20 protein-coding genes and 1 pseudogene are annotated in these 19,102 nt (G+C 46.8%); 6 read left to right on the plus strand and 15 right to left on the minus strand.

Annotated features, from left to right (window positions below; translation table 11 throughout):
• Nucleotides 1–9 precede the first annotated feature (9 nt).
• Both AC2VDX_RS03275 and AC2VDX_RS03280 read left to right on the plus strand, forming a co-directional pair.
• Nucleotides 10–1,647, plus strand: a complete 1,638-nt coding sequence (locus tag AC2VDX_RS03275; RefSeq protein ID WP_378174848.1) for a glycosyltransferase family 39 protein — start codon at nt 10–12, stop codon at nt 1,645–1,647.
• Nucleotides 1,648–1,850: 203 nt separating this feature from the next.
• Entirely contained in the window at nt 1,851–2,138 is a 288-nt protein-coding gene (locus AC2VDX_RS03280) for a (2Fe-2S) ferredoxin domain-containing protein (protein ID WP_378174845.1), read from the plus strand.
• Nucleotides 2,139–2,146: 8 nt separating this feature from the next.
• Here the strand turns inward: AC2VDX_RS03280 and ygfZ are convergent, their stop codons facing one another.
• The 6 genes from ygfZ to AC2VDX_RS03310 all read right to left on the minus strand — a co-directional run bounded on the left by ygfZ (nt 2,147) and on the right by AC2VDX_RS03310 (nt 7,818).
• Nucleotides 2,147–3,151, minus strand: a complete 1,005-nt coding sequence (ygfZ, locus tag AC2VDX_RS03285) for a CAF17-like 4Fe-4S cluster assembly/insertion protein YgfZ (protein ID WP_378174842.1) — start codon at nt 3,149–3,151, stop codon at nt 2,147–2,149.
• A 158-nt stretch (nt 3,152–3,309) separates the two neighbouring features.
• The gene (locus AC2VDX_RS03290; RefSeq protein ID WP_378174839.1) at nt 3,310–3,954 is read right to left on the minus strand and encodes a Uma2 family endonuclease; all 645 of its coding nucleotides are present in this window, start codon (nt 3,952–3,954) and stop codon (nt 3,310–3,312) included.
• A 128-nt stretch (nt 3,955–4,082) separates the two neighbouring features.
• On the minus strand, nt 4,083–4,916 hold the full coding sequence (locus AC2VDX_RS03295; protein ID WP_378174836.1) for a TdeIII family type II restriction endonuclease: 834 nt from the start codon (nt 4,914–4,916) through the stop codon (nt 4,083–4,085).
• An 11-nt stretch (nt 4,917–4,927) separates the two neighbouring features.
• Nucleotides 4,928–6,178: a DNA methyltransferase gene (locus tag AC2VDX_RS03300; RefSeq protein WP_378174833.1), complete on the minus strand. Its 1,251-nt coding sequence runs from the start codon at nt 6,176–6,178 to the stop codon at nt 4,928–4,930.
• A 67-nt stretch (nt 6,179–6,245) separates the two neighbouring features.
• Nucleotides 6,246–6,752, minus strand: coding sequence for a hypothetical protein (locus tag AC2VDX_RS03305; protein WP_378174830.1), 507 nt, complete (start codon nt 6,750–6,752; stop codon nt 6,246–6,248).
• A gap of 40 nt (nt 6,753–6,792) precedes the next feature.
• Nucleotides 6,793–7,818, minus strand: a complete 1,026-nt coding sequence (locus tag AC2VDX_RS03310) for a DUF389 domain-containing protein (RefSeq protein WP_378174827.1) — start codon at nt 7,816–7,818, stop codon at nt 6,793–6,795.
• A 274-nt stretch (nt 7,819–8,092) separates the two neighbouring features.
• Between AC2VDX_RS03310 and AC2VDX_RS03315 the strand changes: the two genes are divergently transcribed.
• Entirely contained in the window at nt 8,093–9,928 is a 1,836-nt protein-coding gene (locus tag AC2VDX_RS03315) for a protein kinase domain-containing protein (protein WP_378174824.1), read from the plus strand.
• A gap of 216 nt (nt 9,929–10,144) precedes the next feature.
• Here AC2VDX_RS03315 and AC2VDX_RS03320 read toward each other — a convergent pair whose 3' ends face one another.
• From AC2VDX_RS03320 to lpdA, 8 genes are all read right to left on the minus strand, one after another.
• Nucleotides 10,145–10,681: a hypothetical protein gene (locus AC2VDX_RS03320; RefSeq protein ID WP_378174821.1), complete on the minus strand. Its 537-nt coding sequence runs from the start codon at nt 10,679–10,681 to the stop codon at nt 10,145–10,147.
• Between the two features lie 35 nt (nt 10,682–10,716).
• Nucleotides 10,717–10,917, minus strand: a complete 201-nt coding sequence (locus AC2VDX_RS03325; RefSeq protein WP_378174818.1) for a hypothetical protein — start codon at nt 10,915–10,917, stop codon at nt 10,717–10,719.
• Between the two features lie 24 nt (nt 10,918–10,941).
• Nucleotides 10,942–12,096, minus strand: a complete 1,155-nt coding sequence (locus tag AC2VDX_RS03330; RefSeq protein ID WP_378174815.1) for a pyridoxal-phosphate-dependent aminotransferase family protein — start codon at nt 12,094–12,096, stop codon at nt 10,942–10,944.
• A gap of 312 nt (nt 12,097–12,408) precedes the next feature.
• Nucleotides 12,409–12,585, minus strand: a complete 177-nt coding sequence (locus AC2VDX_RS03335) for a hypothetical protein (protein ID WP_378174812.1) — start codon at nt 12,583–12,585, stop codon at nt 12,409–12,411.
• 233 nt (nt 12,586–12,818) lie between these two features.
• Nucleotides 12,819–14,120, minus strand: a complete 1,302-nt coding sequence (locus tag AC2VDX_RS03340; protein WP_378174809.1) for a coiled-coil domain-containing protein — start codon at nt 14,118–14,120, stop codon at nt 12,819–12,821.
• A 256-nt stretch (nt 14,121–14,376) separates the two neighbouring features.
• Nucleotides 14,377–14,652 carry a DUF5340 domain-containing protein gene (locus tag AC2VDX_RS03345; protein ID WP_378174806.1) on the minus strand — a complete coding sequence of 92 codons (276 nt, stop codon included), beginning with the start codon at nt 14,650–14,652 and terminating at the stop codon, nt 14,377–14,379.
• Between the two features lie 116 nt (nt 14,653–14,768).
• Nucleotides 14,769–15,656 carry an indole-3-glycerol phosphate synthase TrpC gene (gene trpC, locus AC2VDX_RS03350; RefSeq protein WP_378174803.1) on the minus strand — a complete coding sequence of 296 codons (888 nt, stop codon included), beginning with the start codon at nt 15,654–15,656 and terminating at the stop codon, nt 14,769–14,771.
• A gap of 124 nt (nt 15,657–15,780) precedes the next feature.
• The gene (gene lpdA, locus AC2VDX_RS03355; protein ID WP_378174800.1) at nt 15,781–17,211 is read right to left on the minus strand and encodes a dihydrolipoyl dehydrogenase; all 1,431 of its coding nucleotides are present in this window, start codon (nt 17,209–17,211) and stop codon (nt 15,781–15,783) included.
• Between the two features lie 51 nt (nt 17,212–17,262).
• Here lpdA and AC2VDX_RS03360 point away from each other — a divergent pair, with 51 nt between their 5' ends.
• Together AC2VDX_RS03360 and AC2VDX_RS03365 are read left to right on the plus strand one after the other, a co-directional pair.
• On the plus strand, nt 17,263–17,484 hold the full coding sequence (locus AC2VDX_RS03360; RefSeq protein WP_378174797.1) for a hypothetical protein: 222 nt from the start codon (nt 17,263–17,265) through the stop codon (nt 17,482–17,484).
• Entirely contained in the window at nt 17,471–17,704 is a 234-nt protein-coding gene (locus tag AC2VDX_RS03365; protein ID WP_378174794.1) for a hypothetical protein, read from the plus strand. The genes AC2VDX_RS03360 and AC2VDX_RS03365 overlap by 14 nt, the downstream gene beginning before the upstream one ends.
• 71 nt (nt 17,705–17,775) lie before the next feature.
• Here the strand turns inward: AC2VDX_RS03365 and AC2VDX_RS03370 are convergent, their stop codons facing one another.
• Nucleotides 17,776–18,561 carry a TrmH family RNA methyltransferase gene (locus AC2VDX_RS03370; RefSeq protein ID WP_378174791.1) on the minus strand — a complete coding sequence of 262 codons (786 nt, stop codon included), beginning with the start codon at nt 18,559–18,561 and terminating at the stop codon, nt 17,776–17,778.
• A 232-nt stretch (nt 18,562–18,793) separates the two neighbouring features.
• Here AC2VDX_RS03370 and AC2VDX_RS03375 point away from each other — a divergent pair.
• A pseudogene (locus AC2VDX_RS03375) lies at nt 18,794–19,102 on the plus strand (hypothetical protein); the annotation flags it as partial.

Raw genomic sequence — 19,102 nt, forward strand, 5'->3', positions numbered from 1 at the left:
AGTAATCTTATGATGAAAGCCCAGAAGAAAGACAAAAATTTTTATTCCAAAGAGTTACGATTTTTCATTGTAATCTTGTTAATCATAGGTCTTTTCTTTCGATTTGCTAATCTTGAAAAAAAAGTTTATTGGGGTGATGAAAGTAGCACTTCACGTCGGATTTCAGGTTATACCTTAGAAGAAGTTAAGCAGGAAGCTTCTTATACTGGTGCAATCTCTGCTAAGGATTTGCAGAAATATCAGCGTCCTAATGGTGAAAAAGATTTAACTGATATGATTAATTCTTTAGCAGCAACTGCTGAGCATCCACCACTCTATTTTTTGCTAGCTCGATTTTGGGCACAGATGTGGGGAAACTCAGTGGCAGTGATGAGAAGTCTACCTGCTTTGATTAGCCTACTCGCGTTCCCTTGTATTTATTGGCTATGTGTAGAATTATTTGAGTTGCCCCTGGTGGGATGGATGGCAACCGGGCTGATAGCTATTTCACCATTTCATATCTTATATGCTCAGGAAGCGCGTCAGTATAGCTTATGGACAGTAGCAATCTTAATATCTAGTGCATCGCTTCTGAGAGCGATGCGAGTAAAAACAAAATCCGCTTGGGGTATTTATGCAGCAACTTTGATTTTAGGTCTTTATTCTCATTTATTTTTCGTATTGACTGCAATTAGTCATGGAATATATGTATTTTCGATAGAAAAGTTTCGGGCAAGCAAAACATTTATCTCCTATCTGCTGGCATCTTTAGCGGCTATCATACTTTTTGTACCTTGGCTTCTGATTGCTCTGGGTAACTTGTCAACAGTTGATGAAGCCACAGAGTGGACTCGATCAAGTTTTCCGATACAATCTTTGGTAAGAACATGGATTCTTAATCTTAGTCGGATTTTTCTTGATTTCAATTATAGTTTCAAATATAGAAATTTTTGGCTATATATCGGAATTTCTTTATCGTTAATTATAGTAATTTATTCAATTTACTTTCTCTGTCGTCAGACTGAAAAACGCATTTGGTTGTTTATCTTGACGATGGTTGGAGTTACCGCGATCGCATTGACATTTCCAGATTTAATTTCTGGAGGAAGACGCTCCGGCGTTGCTCGATATCTCATCCCTTCTTACTTAGCTATAGAAATAGCAATTGCCTACCTTCTTGCTGCCAAAATATCGTCACTTTCTGGTAAAATCTGGCAACGACGGCTATGGCAGATTGCTACAGCCGTAATCATTTCGGGAGGAGTTTTATCTTGTGCAGTCAGTTCTCAAGCACAAGAATGGTGGAGCAAATATAACAGTTGTCACTATAACGAAATAGCTCAGGTTGTTAACCAGAGTGCCCACCCACTTTATATCTGGTACAACTTACCTCCTTTTTCTCTTACTTATCTGCTCGATCCAAAAGTTCAACTTCAGTCAGTATCTAATCAACCTGTTCTTAAACCAAATGAAGAAATTGACAGCAAGTTACCTATAAATTCTATTGCTGGTGATTTCAGTGATGTATTCGTGGATTCAAAAAAGGCTTTGAAGGCTATTCTCGATCAAGAGCCAAGCTACCAGATAAAGAAAGTATATGAGTGGGAGCAGCAGATAGATCCTGTTTATATCATTAAGACTACTCTTTGGCACTTAGCAAAACAGTAATGATTAGAAAAGTTAATTTTTGAAAAAAGTTGTCTGTTTAGCGAATTATAGCGCGATCGCTTACCCTATCAAGATTGCCACTAACCTAGCATCGTCGTCTTGTGAAATTGCCTTGCCTTTGGTAGGAATCTGCCTGAGCTACCCTAGATATTGTAGGCTTCGGCTTCTTACCCAAAGGAGCGGAAATTTTTCTAACACGTACCTTGTCTTGCTCTAAAAGTATTTTAATTTGCCAAAACCGCAGCTGCCGCAAGCAGGGTGCAGCTAAAGTTTTGGCAGTTTTCCAGGCGTCTGGAGTTCCCGACGTCACTGTAACAGGTAGCCAATGCTTAGGACAATGTGGCAATGGCCCAATGGTATTGGTAATGCCAGAAGAGGTTTGGTACAACCACGTCCATCCCGATGAAGTGCCAACAGTTATAGAACGACATTTGCGGGGCGGGAAACCCGTTGCAGCAATGCTTTATGGCAAATTTCACCAGCGTTCGTAGTATTGCCCCTAAACGTAGTCCTGTGTCACAAAGGGCACCGCAACGAGTTCACCCTGGCTTTCCCCTACTTGTACTTTCAGTCCTTCACCACCGGCTTTGGTGCGAACGTAGCCTAGTCCAAAGGAACCTTGGTCGGTTTTGGTGTAGCTGGTGAGTTTGCCGACTTTTTCTTCTCCAACAGTAATTACGCTTCCTGGTTGGGCGGGTGCGTTGAGTCGGACGCCCCAAAGGTGTTGTTTGACACCTTTATAAGTGTTTAAACGGGCAATTGTCTCCTGTCCGATGTAGCAGCCTTTTTCAAAGGAGATTGTTTGCCACAAGCCTGCCTCTAGAGGATTGTAATCCTCAGTTAGTTCCAGGTCAGGTGCGGGGCGTCCTTGTTCGATTCGCAGATGTTCCCAGACGCGATCGCTCATCGGCACTGCCCCAGCTGGCGCTAGAGTATTCCACAGCGTTTCCTTATCAGCAGCGGAGAGGATTAGAGTGTATCCCGGTATTGCCAAACCGCTGCCCACAGCCACTCGCACCTCAGTATCTCCCACCGTGAATCGCTGATGAGAACCATCAGGTTGACCAATCATGACACCCGCACCCAACTGTTCTAATAGGGCATCACTCCCTGGCCCAATCAAGCTGAAGGTAGCGGTATTATCAGTTACATCGGTTAATTGCACCTTGTCAGCGAAAAAAATGTATTGGTCTAGCCATTTCATCAGCTTCTCGCGCCGATTGGGTGAAACCAGCAGCAGCACTGCATCTTCCATCACATAAGCGGTGGCTAAGTCAATCGTTCGCGCCGTTGATGTGACAAAAACCGTATCGCAGCCTTGTCCTGGCTTGAGTCGCTGGAAATCGTTTGTACTCTGGTTGTGCAAAAATCGGATGCGATCGCCTTCAGAAACTTGAATCCGTCCCCAATGAGAGCGATCGCATACAGCAACCCCCTCCCGCGCCGCTTGGATAGCTGCTGCACTCTTGTCGTCAAAATTGCCGTCAATTGCAGATGTAGGCATGGTGATTGTTGCTAATAGTTTCGATTTTCACCTAGCATTTCTGCTAGGTTCTCGGACTTGAAAATCTTATCAAATAAGACTAATCAGCTTCAATGTTGTACTCAATATGAAGCTAACATACAGTGCGAATCGCCCCGATCTAGAACATCAGGCAATGGTTACTGCTGAAATTGGGATAATAACCAAGCACCAACCAAACTCTGATTTTCTTGACGACTGCGCTGTAAAGCTTCCACTAGCACTGAAATCGCTAATCCCGGCAACACCTGAGACTCAGTAATTCTTTGACTTCCCCCAGCAGAGGTGATGGCAAAAGCAATAATTCTGATGTTCGCAACATCCACCACCCAATATTCTGCTACTCCTAAATCTTCGTACAGCAGCCGTTTTTGCCCGATGTCATCAGATAGTGAAGTATTAGCAATTTCAATCACTAAATCTGGTGGGGGACATTGGTCTAAATTTATGATTGACGTTCCCCAAGGAATCACATCGGCGTTTTCACCAATATAATAAGATACATCGGGTTGACTTTCTTGAACGCCTGTTTTTCTGAAGGTGCAGTTATCTTGTCCATTAAGGGGAATACCTTTAATGGTAGCGAACAAGGTGACAGCGAAAAGAATTATTGCATGATCTCTTGAGTGGTAAAAACCTACAGGTGACATTTCAATCCTCAATTGTCCATTATGGTAATAGCCTTTAGCTTTTTCTAGTTGCGGATCTTCAATCGCCTGGATATATTCATCCCAACTGGCTACAACCCAAGTATCTGTCGGTATTTTTGTTTGTAATTGACTCATGGTTAAGGTGTTTAGGACGCGATCGCTTCTCCAAATGTAGTATAATTTCTGAGATAGCGATCGCGCTTGGTGATGGGAATGCGATCGCCCCTCCTCCCCTTTACCACTCTTAAGTTACTAGACTAAGACTACAACTTCCCTTCATCAACATTAATAGGAGGTTCAATTCCAAGAAACTCTCTATATATTCTCTCTTTGTATTCTTTACCTATCTCATTTACAGCATCAATGAAAGCTTGGTAAGTACCCAATCCGCCTATTTTATCCCAAAACTCGTCGCCTATCAGAACCACCTCATCTTCTCTCATGTTGAACCAGCGGGCGGGAAAACTCCACTTATAATCTTCTCTTTTTCCATATGGGTTGTATGGAAGAGCATAATAAGCACCATCAATCAGCAATGGTTCCATACTGTAGAGTTTCAATATTTTCTCTTTACTAACTTTAGTTTGGTCACTATTGGGAAGAGGGGCTTTAAGCTCAAAAGCATATTTTTTGTTTTGAATTCGATCCTCAGCATAAACGTCACAAGTTATAGATACTGGGATATCATCACCTTCTCCTGCTAAAATGTACTCCAACTCAGAATCCCAGTTTGGCTTGACTCTCTGTTGTCCTTGCACTGGATGTTCCAAAGAATTAAGCACCTGGGTAATTCGTCTAAGTCTTTCAGTTTTGACTGTTCCAGTAATGCTGTGACCAGTAATCCCATAACCTAAACCTTGCATCGCTGCAACTTCCGCTAACTTTTCCCAGGCATTACCAAATGGAGTTACAAACCTTCTTTCAAAGTGAGAGCCTTTAAATATCTCATCGGGAACTAAGGCTGCAAAAAGAGGCTTTTTAGCTCGATGTTCTTCTTTGATAAAAGGGTCTTTTTCAATAGCATTGTACATAACTCTATCCATCATTATTTTAATAACGGATTGGATAGCAGCTTTCATCTCCTGCGGATTAGTCATTTTTCAAATCCTCAATACTTTCTCCAGATAAATACAGATTCATAAAATTCGCTGGAGCGTCTTCCTGTTCTGCGGTTAACATGACGCTGAACAGTAGCTTCTACTTCCACACCAACAAGATTAGCTATTTCAGGATAAAGATTTGCTCGGTCACTTGCTATTACGATCATCCGACCACCACTGGGAAGAGCATCAGCTGCACGTTGGAAAACTGTCGCCATACCTTTTTGATACTGTCGTTGTGCTTTTTGGCTAGAACCGTTTGCGGCTGAACCAATCTCTTCAATACGTTTATCTTCCAATCCCAGTAAATGATAAGCGTATGCATGTTGTTCATGGTAGTCAATCAAACCAACATAGGGTGGACTTGTGATAACTCCATCTATGCGAGGAAATATGGCTTCACGGCTGTCAGTGTGATAGAGTTCTACTTTGGCACTTGTACGTAGGGTAGAAAACTCTTCAAGCCTTTTAAGAGTATCAAGACTATATCTCTTTAGGAATTTTAACGCTTCAGTAGTTGGGTGACATTCTCTTGAGTGCTTATAACACCAGTAAGGTTGTACTTGTGGCTGTTTTGGAAAATCTAAATCAAAGTGTTTTGTTAGACGAGCAGAACGGGCTGAACGAGACAGTATAATTTTGAGTAAAGTCTGATAATCATATCCTTCAGTTTCAATTAACTGTCGGTATGTAAGCAATTCACGCAGAGCTTGAGTTGCAAACCATTGTTTGAGATATTGGTTATCTGTTCCAAATGTTTTAATAGCATTTGAGTGTTCTTCCCATAAACTTAACTGATGGTAATCCGCCTCAAATTTACATTTACTAAAGTTTTGAGTTAATGCATAGGTTTTTTGCAAAATATCCATGACCTCTTTGCTTACCTTAGTTAAGTCATAGGGAGCAGTTTTGACATAACACAGAAGTATATTAAAAGCCGAAACATCGCAGCCAATTGAATTAATTCCCAGTTCATTAGCCTGAACTAGAGTTGTACCAGAGCCACAGAAAGGATCTAGCACCGTTTGACCAAGAACAAAATACTTTCTCAGAAATATCTCAACTAATTGAGGGATAAATTTACCCAGGTATGGATGCAGTCTATGAACGTGTTTTGTCCTCTGTTTTTCGGGTAAATCTTTTTCACTCCAATTTAAGTTTAGAGTTTCTAAATCTGTATCCAGTGTCACTTCACTCGGTACAGAGGGACGAGCATCACCAGAAGATAGCGCTGCTCGTTCTTCTTTGGTTGTCACCATTACTTTAACCTTAATTTATAAACCAATAACTCTAGCATTCAAGCCTACAGGGTTTCTCGCATATTTTTCAAGCTGCTGGTAAGTCCGCAAACACCTTCTCTACTAGCTGTCGCGCTTTAGCGTCTAAGAGGTTCCAGTCTACATCGCCAGTGTCTTCTTCAATTAAGCTAGTATCAATCTGGACTTGCTGATTCTCTGGGTGAGCGATCGCTCGATCGTAATTGCGAAAACAGACTTGATAACAAAGTTCCCACAAATCAACAGTAACTTGCTGGTCTTGATGCTTCAAACAAAGTCGATAACCAGGGTAGGGATTGGGCATCGCTACCAAAGCTTGTTCTATCTCCGAAGCTTCCTCTGGAGAAGCAGATGCAAGCTGTTCTCTTAATATTGTAAAAGTGGTTTTAGTTTCCTCCAGCGTCCCCTCAGGCCAAATTAACACATCTTGATAAGTTCCCTTCCAGCTTGATTCGTCTAGCTGTTTGCGAATCTGGTCGATGACTCGGATAAAAGCTGGTTGCATGAGCAATTCAGCTTGCTCCCAACTGGTAATATCTGTGAATTTTGGCATCATTTTTATCTTATAAAATTGAAAAAAATGTGACAGAAAAAACTTAAGGCTGAGGTGAGGAAGGTGGCGAGGATGAAGCTTCTCGCTGTACCTTTTCGACTTGACTAACTTGAAAAATTAAGGTAAAGGGTTGACCCATTTTTTTTGCAACAAACTCTTCCAGTAACCGCACTTGTTTAGGGGTTAAAACTTGCTGAGCGCGAACAGTGAGATAAACTTCAGGGGGGTTCGTTAACCAGTTAGACTCAGTTTTAACCAGTTCTACTCGCTGAAAAGTAATCGTATTCTTCAGTAGCGCCTGCTTCAAACTCGCTTCTAGTCGGGCTTGCCGGAGTAATTCTACAAAACTGATCCCTAAAGGAATCAAAAGTATCGCCGTCAAAGCAAGCGTCCAACTGAGGGCTTTACTTGCTTTCGCTAGAGGGGTGTAGCCTGACAATAAAAAAGTCAGCATACAGGCAAGGGTAATCCCCAGCAAGTTCGTCATGTACAGCAGTGCTGCACCCAGACTCAGCGACCAATTCGCTTGGGCAAGCCCCAAACCGATGACACAAATGGGAGGCATCAGTGCCACAGCGATCGCTGTCCCCGCCAAAGTCCCAGAAACTTTGGGCTGCACTTTCGCAAAGCCACTAATGCCCCCAGCGGCTACAGCAATTCCCAAATCGAGTAGAGTCGGTTTAGAGCGAGACAGCACTTCGCTGCCAAATTCTGGGAGTCCGACAAAAGAACCCAGAAGCATCGCTAAAATAATCGCTAGAAACGTCCCTACGACTACCGCAACCAACCCTTGGCGAAACAGAATCACGTCGCCTTCTAAAGCGGCAAAGGCTAATCCTCGAATGGGGAACATTAACGGAGCAACGATCATCGCACCAATAATGACAGCCGCACTGTTGGTCAACAATCCCAAAGTAGCGATCGCGCAGGAACCAATAATCAAAACGATGTAGTTTAAATCCATCGTGGATTCTTCCAACAGCCCCTCTCGCTGCACGCCTAACTCCCGCTGTGCCTTTTGTCGCCATCGCCGATATTTCGACCAATTCCGATGAATATTCTTTATCAAATGAAAATACTACCCCAAAATTCTATCTGAAGCCTGATTAAAGCTTCTCTGGATGCTTAGTATTCACCATGATCGCAATCCCTCCGCAAAATCTAGCTACTTCTCTGGGTGGAAATCAGCAGTGCATTATCGGTGTTTACAGGCACGCTTCCCTAACGCTTCACACGCCAATCTGAAAAAATTAGTGAAATCTTTGACAACCTCTCCGGATTCGTTGGGTTGATCCGAGTGGTATTAATATTGAGCGTACATCCTTTCTTCGGCAGGTCGCACCATGATCGGGCGTTTATTAGACCAGCGTTACCAAGTTGTCCAAGCCTTAGGTGCCGGTGGATTCGGAAAAACTTACATCGCCAAAGACACCCGCCGTCCTGGTGCCCCAACTTGTGTTGTCAAGCACCTCAAGCCTGCTAGTAGCGACCCTTATTTTTTGGAAACGGCTAGACGGTTATTCACCAGCGAAGCCGAAACCCTAGAACAACTGGGAAATCACGACCAAATTCCTAGATTATTAGCAAACTTTGAAGAAAACCAAGAGTTTTACTTGGTGCAAGAGTTCATCGATGGGCATCCTCTCAGTGCCGAACTCTCACCCAGTTATCGTTGGGAAGAAAGCCAAGTCATCCAGATGCTGCAACAAGTCTTGAGCATTTTGGAATTTGTCCACTACAACGGCGTCATCCACCGCGACATCAAACCAGACAACTTAATCCGACGCAACTCAGATAACAAGCTAGTTTTGGTTGACTTTGGCGCAGTCAAACTACTGCGAACTCAAACACTCATCAATCAAGCACAAGCCAGTGCTACCGTTGCCATTGGCACTCCCGGCTATATGCCAACCGAACAGGCGCAAGGCAGACCCCGCCCCAATAGCGATATTTATGCTTTGGGTATGATTGGCATCCAGGCGCTGACGGGGCTAATGCCACTGCAATTGCACGAAGATCCCCAGACAGGCGAGATTCTCTGGCAGCATCTGGTGGCGGTCAGTCCAGGGTTAGCAGGTGTTTTAACAAAGATGACCCGCTACCACTTCAAAGACCGCTATCAGTCAGCGACGGAAGCGCTACAGGAGTTGCAACAGCTAGTCTATGGGGGTGGACAGCAAGCCGTTGGTGTTGGATATCCACCTGTAGAGTATCCGCCGCCACCACCGCCAACTCCACCGTCTGAACAGAAAACCCTTCCAGTAGTTCCTCCGCAACCCTCTCCACAACCAATCAGTCAAGAGTACAATCCTCCTGTTGTTGCTTCCTCGTCTAATAAATTTCCCCTAGCGATGGGGGTCGGTGTGACTGCTTTGGTGTTTGTGATAGGGGGATTTTTCGCTATTTCTCAACCGCAATCTAGAACTGATGAAAGGTCTAACAGTAATAACAATGAAGTGGTAGACAAACCACAAGAAACTTGCAAAGTTTCGGAGGGGCCATTAAATGTACGTTCTAGCCCTAACGCTAGGGTAGTAGGCAGCGTCAAACAAGGGATGATTTTATCTGTTACCGGCACTGCACAAAATGGGTGGGTGCCGATTAGTTCGCCCCTCAAGGGATGGGTATTTAGAAAATTTATCGATTGTGGCTCATCTGCCTCGACGACTCCCAAGCCTTCTCCAACAACAACTCCCAAACCCTCTCCAGAAACGCCGAAACCTGTCGTCGATCGGGGACGGGAGATTATCGCACAAGCGACGGAAAGATTTCAGTCGGGAGATTTAGAGGGCGCGATCGCTCTAGTTAGATCCATTCCTGCTAACAGTTCTGCTTACGGACAAGTGCGGGAAGCGCTGCAAGAGTGGCCCCTGAACTGGTCGGTTGCAGAAGGGATATATAAGGATGCCCAAAGAGCTTTCGAGCAAGGTCGGTGGCAAGACGTAATTGCTGCTGCAAACGACCCTGGATTGCCGCAGATTCGGTATTGGCAAGAGCGGTTACGCCAATTAGCTGCACAAGCCGAGAAAAAGCAGACCCAAGAAACACCGCCTCCGAGTCCCAGCGAAACCCCCACCGAGAGTCCCAGTCCCATTGAAAGTCCTAGTCCAACTGAGAGTCCTAGTCCCAGCGAAAGCCCCAGCCCCACCGAGAGTCCGGCGACTGAGCCTTCCTTGTGACGACACTCAATATTTGAGCGATCGCGTTGCGTCCTGTAACAACGGCTCCATGCCAGGTGCGCGAGCGATCGCCTCTTCAGGACTTACGCAACATCACCACATCTGGGGGCAACCACAAGGGGATTGCCCCTACAAAACGCTATATGTATAAGCTTTGCGTAAGTCCTGCTCTCGACACGCGAGCGATCGCTTACTGCTCGTGTAGGACACATTTCCCTACTTACTCGCACTGGGAGGCGGGGGGAAAGGCACCAGCGCCGCTTTGAAGAAATAAACGCGACCACAATATTGCGATCTGTTAGAACAAATCGTTTCTATCGCCACATTATTGACATTAGTAACATCAAATGATAACGAGGCTTTCTGTCCAGGGGCAATCGTGCGAGAATCCTTACGCTGTCCATCTAAATAAATATTGACCGTGGTGGGAGGACTACCGCTGTCGTTATCCCGCATTCCATATTCCAAATTCAGGGTTTGAAAGTAAGTGTCATAACCCTCCGGCATGATTCTACAGGTCATTGACACAAAAGCGTTGCCTGGAGCCAGACTGAGAAGGCTGGTGTAGACGGCTCTACCCACAGCAACATCTGACTTATAGGGACGCCAACGACCAGGGCCAGTACTGACACATTTAGCCTCTGGCAGGGAGACTGTACGCCGTGCCTGTACAGCTTGATTGCCTAGAGTCACCAAGGCAAAGGACAGCAGTCCACCAACAAGAAGTTGACTGATCAACTTGGTTTTTTGCATGGAGAGATCGCCAAGTTAAAAGGTAACAATCTTTACTAATGATACCGAATCCTCAGCCCCTGAATTGGCAATAAATCTAAATAATCAGAGGGCGATCGCGAAGCGCTCCAAAGAGTCAGTTCGCTGGGGTTAGAGAGAGGGCGATCGCTGGTTATGCCTCCCACCACTAACCCCAAATCTACAATAGATGCGATCGCGAAGCGCTCCAAAAAGTCAGTTCGCTCTTCATCTGCCACCGTTCCATGACTCTTGGCTTCGCTCTAATGGGTGCTAAATACCCTAGCGGCAGCAGCAACACCAGCACCCGGAGTAAAGCCTTCGTATCCTACTTCTCGCAGCGTGGCTTCGAGAGAGGCAACGGCAGCGAGGATATCGCGATCGCTCACAAAACCCAAGTGACCAATCCGGAAGATTTTGCCTTTGAAATGGTCTTGTCCGCCAGCGAGGACGATGTCGAACCGCTTTTTCATCACGCTACGGATTTGTTCTGAATCCACCCCTATCGGTGCCACAGCGGTAATCGCCGGACTGCCTGCCCCATCAGGCGCAAACAGCGGCAACGAGAGTGCATTCATCGCGTCGCGGGTGGCAGTCATCAGCCGCTGGTGACGGGCAAAAATAGACTCCAAACCCTCGGCTTTCATCATTTTCAGGGCAGTGTGCAGCCCCACAAATAAGTTCACTGGCGGGGTAAAGGGAGTGGTGTTTTTGGCAGCATCTTTGCGGTACTTGCCCAAATCCAAGTAATAACGGGGCAGCGAAGCCGTTTTGTAAGCTTCCCAAGCTTTGGGGCTGACAGAGACAAACCCTAGTCCTGGGGGAATCATGTAACCTTTTTGGGAACCAGATCCCACCACATCAATGCCCCATTCGTCAATCGGCAGATTAACCGCTCCCAAGCTGGTGACAGCGTCAACAATAATTAAAGCTTCACCGTGGGCTTTGACGTGACGATTGATAGTTTCCAGGTCATTGAGAACGCCAGTGGAGGTCTCGCTATGGGTGACAATCACCGCTTTGATTTGTTTATCGGTATCGGCTTCTAGTTTTTCCCGGAAATGTTCCGGGTCGAGGGCTTGACCCCACTCAGCTTTTACCGTATCAACGTTAAGACCAAAAGCTTGGCTAAGTTCCGCCCAGCGATCGCCAAATTTGCCATTACAGCCAACCAAAACGCGATCGCCTGGACTCAGGAAGTTAATGATGCCAGCTTCCATCGCCCCCGTACCACTGGCAGTCAACATCAGCACGTCATTCTCGGTTTGGTGCAACCATTTCAGGTTTTGCGTCACCTCAGCCATCAGCTTACTAAATTCACTGCTGCGGTGCCCAAAGGGATGCTTGGCTAAGGCGAGTAATACCTGTTCCGGCACTGGTGTCGGGCCGGGAATCATCAACATTAACTTATCGTCCATCGATCTGTCCTTAAACTTGAAGAGCGCATACTCCAGAATCGCATATCTTTTCCAATCCATTCACCAATTAGCAATGACCTTTTTAGCTTTTAGCAGTAATTGGGTAATCGGTTTACGTCTATTTACGAGCTAGTACCTACAACTCATATCTTGCACCAAAGTTATCACCCGCAAGGAAACCAATTTCCAAATATCAAGGCTTTTAGTCCATTTCAACTCATATCTTGCACCGTTCTCAAGTTTGCCCATCCGCCTTGAACTCAAGTTCAAGGCTCATAGCTCAAGTCCATTGAAATGGACTGAAATTCTTACTCAGTCTTCTTCAGAAGACTTGATTCTGTAAGCCTGGGGTTTAAACCCCAGGCGGGTAATGCGACTGGTGCATCTTGCACCGTTCTCAAGTTTGCCCAAAGTCAGCGGCTCGACGGCTCGACTGAGCGCTCGCCGAACGTCTGAGCGCTCGCCGAACGTCCTTGAACTCAAGTTCAAGGCTCATAGCTCAAGTCCATTGAAATGGACTGAAATTCTTACTCAGTCTTCTTCAGTAAGCCTGGGGTTTAAACCCCAGGCGGGTAATGCGACTGGTGCAAGATGTGAGTTTCAATGGACTTGAGCTATAAGCTGTGGAATTTAAACCCCAGGCGGGTAATACGACTGGTGCAAGATATCAATATAAGTAAGGGCTTAATAACTACTGAAAGATTGACAAAAAGCCAAATCCTTTACTCTAATTTCTCCGGTGGAATTTTTCTTAAAAAAGCCGGAAGGTCTACCTGTAAATGTTTGTTGGGTTGAGGGGATGATAAAGGAGTTCGGTTGATTGGCTGAGGAATCTCAGCAGCGGTTGGGGGTTCTATCGCTATCAACAGTTCTTCCAGTTCTTCAGGGCTGTCTGCTAGCACTCGTTGCAGGAAGTCCTTAAGTTTTTGAGCGCTGCTAAGGCTAGCACTGCAACGGTCTTTCCAGTACTGGATGGCGGCTTCGTACTCACCCGCTTGCTGGGCTTGCATGAGAATTTGCTCTTGCAGAGTCGCAGTGTGAGTTTCTAGTTCGCTTGTCTGGGCTTGATAGCGATCGCGCGACTCTGCCAAGTCGTGGCAAGCTTGTTGCAATCGAGCCTGAATTTTCACTTGCAAGTCTTGCTGGTTTTCCAAATCTTCAATCTGGCGGTAAAGAGCTTTAATAGTTGCATCCTGTTCCGCAACCAGGTCTTCAGTCTCGTAGAGGTTTGCCAGCAGATGTTGCTGGTCTTCCAGAGTTTCGTTGGCTTGCTGGAGTTGATCTTCCAGCTGATTGATAACCGCAGCGCGATCGCTACATCGACGATAAAGCGCTTGCATTTGCTGCTCTTGCTCCAGCGCCTGCACCTCCAAACGCCTTACCAGAGTTCGAGCTTCCAGAATTTGGAATTTTAGCTCCTGCACTCGCTGTTGCTGGGCTTCTAGGGCTGTTTGTCTGTTCGCTAGCTCTTGTTCCAGCAGCGTTTGACTGTTTTGGATAGTCTTGCGGCTCTGAGTCAGCTGCCTTCGCAGGCGTCCTAATTCCCCTTCCTGCGCCTCGGCTAAAGTTTCAATCGTCGCTAACAATTCTTGAACCGTTTCGTCTTTGAGAAGCGCTTGCGATTGATGACTCTCTAGCGCTTGCTGCTGCTCGAAAAGCTGTTGCTTTTGATCGAGTGCCAGCTGTTGAAGATTCGCGACTTCCTCTGTCGATGCCAGCTGGGTTTCCAAAAGATGTTGCTCGCTCAGTTGGAGCCTCAACTCACTTACGCAAGCCTGAGATTCCGCCAACGCCTGCTCTAACTGATGAATGCGATCTAACTGCTGCTGTTCTTGCGAAGGCGATACCAATCCCAGCGGTGCTGGTGGACGCTCCTGCTCCCAAGATTGCCCTTGTGGGTCTTGTAACGGGGATAATTCGCTGGGGTGAGGCTGTGGAGTGGCAGGAGCGTCCGTTGCCTCTGCGTCTGCTGAAGCTTTCTCTGAGTTTAACCAAAAACGATCGGCTGAATCTGGTTCAGTCACTCCGAACCTCCCAGAAGTCAATAACGGTCTTGGGGCATCCAACAGCCATCTCGCATTTACGAGTGATGAGTTAGCAGTTCTCGGAGCGTTTATAACCCAAGTAAACAGAAAGCATTGACCCTAATTTTATGGCTTTCCGGCAACTTTTCTTCATTGAGGACGAAGCATCAGTGCCAGCATCTAGGCGTATAAATTCAGGTATTTAAAAACTCTGGCTTCGCTCCTACACCCTTTCTCATCTCAAAACCTTTTATACCTAAGGTTCCCGGCGTCCGGTGACAATATCCGGCGAGGGTGGTTGATCGAAGGCGATGTTATTTACAGACCAACGGTAATCAATCGGTAAATTTGCTCGTTCGCAGGTTTGTTCCAGTTGCTTCTGTTGAGCCATTGCTTTGCGGAGGGTACTTATGAGCTGGTGAACTTGCTCTCGCACTGCTGGTTTTTGACTAACGGCGAATGAAGTTTGGCGCTCTAACATTTGCAGGAGTAGTTCGTAGTGAATATGAGACGGCAGAGGAATTGGCTCCATGAAACCTGATTTACCTATATGTGGAGGGATATTCGGCAAGACCGAAGGCGGAATACGGAATCAAGAAATTCTTTACTCATCTTTCCCACAAGCCTCCTCGATCCTGCAAAAGCGTTTCAACCCTTGGAAAACAGGTTGGCGATGCCAACAGCAGGGTCTGGCTGTTTCACCAAGGACTCGCCAATCAGTACCGCATCAACACCCCCTTGCACAACCAAGCTGAGGTCAGATGGCGTGTGCAGACCCGACTCGCTAACGACAGCAATGCCCCGATGAAGCAACTCGCTACCTCGTACCGCTAAAATCTGGCAGGTTGTTTGTAAGTCTACGGAAAAATCTTCCAGATTGCGATTATTTATACCAACTAGGGTAACGCCTTCTAGGGATAATACTCGGTCTAGTTCTGCTAGAGTATGCACTTCAATCAGCGGTGTCATCCTCAAAGCATTGGTAATTTTGACAAAGTATTGGAGGTCTTGATCGCTCAGAATTGCTGCAATCAGGAGAACGGCATCGGCTCCGTGGCGTCGAGCGAGATAAATTTGGTAAGGATATATCAAAAAATCCTTACATAATACTGGCAAGTTTACAGCAGCGCGAACAGCCGCCAGATTTTCAAAACTCCCACAGAAGAATTTTCGATCGGTCAAGACTGATAAACAGCTGGCTCCTCCTTGCTGATAAGCAGTAGCGATCGCTACTGGCTCGAAATCTTCCCGAATCACTCCTTTACTAGGAGAAGCCTTTTTGACTTCTGCAATCAAAGCCGGTTTCGTCTTCCCTTGTCGCAAAGCACCTAAAAAGTCACGAGGTGCAGGCGCAGCTTGCACTTGACGCTGCAACTCCGCTAAGGGGAGGCGTTCTCGCAATTGGTTAACTTCTGTCTCTTTTTGCCAGACAATTTCCTCCAAGATGTGGCGCGGCTTGGCGTCAGGTACGGCAACCTGATAACTAACGCTGCTAGCAGCAACAGATGTAGTGGGCGGACGGCGGCGAATTTGCATATTTCTTAGTTTGGCACAATTATTCATGGGGAATCGGGAATCGGTAATGGGTCATTCGTCAATGGTGATTAGTGATTAGTCACAGCAATTGACTAATCACTAATCACTAATGACTCTTACCCTTCTAATGAGAACCTACAGCCCGCTTGTAGGCTTCATCAAGCACTTCTGAAAGGGTAGGGTGTGCGTGGACAAAATATGCCAGAGTCTGGACAGAATTGCGTTGAGCGATCGCGTTTGCAGCTTCGTGAATCAAATCCGCTGCGTGCATTCCGATGATGTGGACGCCCAGCACAACGCCTGTATCTTTGCGGTAGATTACTTTTGCCATCCCGTCGGCTTCCCCTTCAGCGATCGCTTTCGAGTTCCCCTTGAAATAACTCTTCGCCACCGCGACTTCAAATCCCTCCTCTTTCCCCATTTCTCTCGCCGCTACTTCCGTCTTGCCAACAAAGCTAATTTCAGGGTGAGTAAAGGCGGCGGCAGGAATGCTGTGATAATCGATCAAACGGTGACGTCCGCAGATATTTTCTACCGCCACGACACCTTGAGCAGACGCTGCATGAGCCAGCTGCATCTTGCCCGTAGCATCTCCAATCGCCCACAGGTTAGGCACGGGTTCGCCGCCTGACAAAACTGCCATCCGGTCATCGACGGGGATAAAGCCCCTATTTGTATCAACGCCGATAGAGTCCAGCCCCAAGTCCTTAGTATCCGGAATACGACCTGTAGCGACCAAGCAAGCGTCTACTTCCAGCACTTCCACAACTTCTTTAGTTTTGGCGTCGGCTAGCTCAATGACCACGGGAGAACCGGGTTTAACGGTCTTCGCCAAAATGCCAACTTTCGTTTCAATGTCGCGCGGCTTAATCAGCACTCTTTCGGCGATTGTGGCAATGTCCCGGTCAAACCCAGGCATCAGCTGGTCTAAAGCTTCAATCATGGTTACTTCAGCGCCTAATGCCGTGTAAACATCAGAAAATTCTAGACCAATGTAACCGCTGCCAATGATAGCAATCCAGGAAGGTAGCGACTCCAATCTCACGCCATCGTCGCTGGTAAAAACAGTTTTACCGTCAATTTCAATTCCGGGTGGTACCCAAGGAATTGAGCCGGAGGCAATGATAATGTCTTTTGCCGTAACGGTTTTTTCACCCGATCCCGTGCTGATGGTGACTTTTTGCGATCCAGCTATCTTCCCCCGACCTTGAATAATCTCAACGTCCAGCCGTTTCAAACTGTTTGTCAAATCGCCGCGAAGCTTGGTGACGAGGTTGTTAGCATGGTCGGCGATCGCTTGTCGGTCAAACTCGACGCCTGCAACTTGAATCCCCAGCGATTTCAGGTGGTGGGCATTGCGTAACTCTCGCACCCGACCTGATGCTGCCAACAAAGCTTTAGAAGGAATGCAGCCCCGATTAACACAGGTGCCACCCATATCGGCTGCTTCCACAATTGCGGTTTTGAGACCGCAGGAAACCGCGTGTAGGGCAGCGCCATGTCCGCCGACACCGGCACCAATAATCACTAAATCGTAATCAAATCCTTGAGTCACGTTACTCTCCCCTAGACGACGATGCCCTCCTTATTTTCAGCTTGACCAACGGTGAGCGCAAGTCCCCAATCGGTTGTGGAGTTAAAGAGTGCAAGTTGTTCTCTTTATAATTTTCTCTATAAAAATTACGAATGGGTCATCCCTTCAGCCGCGTGTTGTATCTTAGAAACTAAAAGAATAGCGATCGCTCAAGCAGGGCGATCGCTGTCAATTACCAGGGTGCCCTGCCATCAAAAGCAGTGTTTGTGGAACCAGCGTAATGAATCAGAATGACCAAGAACATCGTCGCGCCGCTGATAAAGCGTTTAACGAATCGCTTGAGCAATTGCAGGATTTATTGGAATTGCCAGAAAATCAGACGGCTCGATCCCAGCCACAGTCCGACAGCGGTAATCATCAAAAAGAATTCACTGAGGCAGATGAGCTGGAACAAGCCGCTGCTGACATTGAGGAATATATGCAAAAAAAGACACAATCATCGGGTAATGGCTAATTGGTAATTGGTCGGTAAAAGCGAAAAAACCACTAACGATTGACCCATAACTACCGACTAGCAGCTACTTCCTAACTTTTGCCATTCTGGCGCTTTACTTCGTACAACATCAAGGCAGCTGCTACAGCCACGTTTAGCGACTCGACGCCTAAACTCAGGGGAATGGTCACTTGCACCTGTGCCAGTGAAACTAAATCTGATGACAATCCAGCGCCTTCATTGCCCAGCAAAATCAGCGTGGGACGGCGTAAGTCTACCTCCCAGTAGGTTAAAGTCGCACTAGGCACAGTCGCCACTACTTGCATTCCTCGTTCCCGACACTGACAGATATCTGCGGTCAAATCGGAACTGACCCGCATCGGTAGCCGAAACCATTGTCCAGCAGAGGCTCGCAGCACCTTCGGATTGTCCAGATCCACACTATCTTCACTGACACACAGCCAATCGGCACCCGCAGCGGCGGCAGTGCGAATCATGGTGCCAAGGTTGCCCGGATCTTGCACCGTTTCCAAAATTAGCCCCAAACCCGTAACTGGCAATGGGGACATCTGGCGGCTCATCCGGGGTGCCGTAGCGATGACACCATCGGGTTGAATCGTGGTAGCGATCGCTTTTACAACTTCCTCGCTCACCACTTCCGCCCTTTGACACCGATTACAAGCTTGCTCCCACAGTTGCTGGTGACGTTCCTGCCATTGGGGCGTACAGCATACCGTCTCTAACGGATAATCAACCGCACAAGCTTCCTCCAGCAAATGCGTCCCTTCCAACAAAAATATTTGCCGCTCCCGCCGTTCCTTCGAGCGGTGTAACTTGCGAATTTGCTTGACCAGAGGATTCTGGAGACTCGTTAACATCAACAGGAATGAGGTATCAGGACTGAGGATTGAGGTATCAGGACTGAGGATTGAGGTAGTGTCAAAAGGGAATAAAGAACTTTATTCCCACTCCGGCAAAAAATTGAGTCCTGAGTGCTATAAGTATTGAGTCTTGAGTGCTATAAGCGACGAAATTTTTTTTTCTGCTTGCTACTCTATCAGGATTTACGCAAAGCTTATACATATAGCGTTGTGTAGGGGCAATCCCCCTGTGGTTGCCCTCAGATGTGGTGCTATTTGCGTAAGTCCTGTCTATCTTAATCGCCACTTTCTTCTACTCAGACCTCAGCCCTCAGTCCTCAAACCTCAGTCCTCAGCCCTCAAACCTCAGTCCTCAGACCTCAGACCTCAGTCCTCAGTCCTCAGACCTCAGACCTCAGACCTCAGACCTCAGACCTCAGACCTCAGTCCTCAGCCCTCAAACCTCAGCCCTCAGACCTCAGCCCTCAGACCTCAGCCCTCAGACCTCAGCCCTCAGACCTCAGACCAGATCGCAAGACCAACAGCCTCCACACCAGTC

The sequence above is a fragment of the Coleofasciculus sp. H7-1 genome (genome assembly GCF_057473865.1).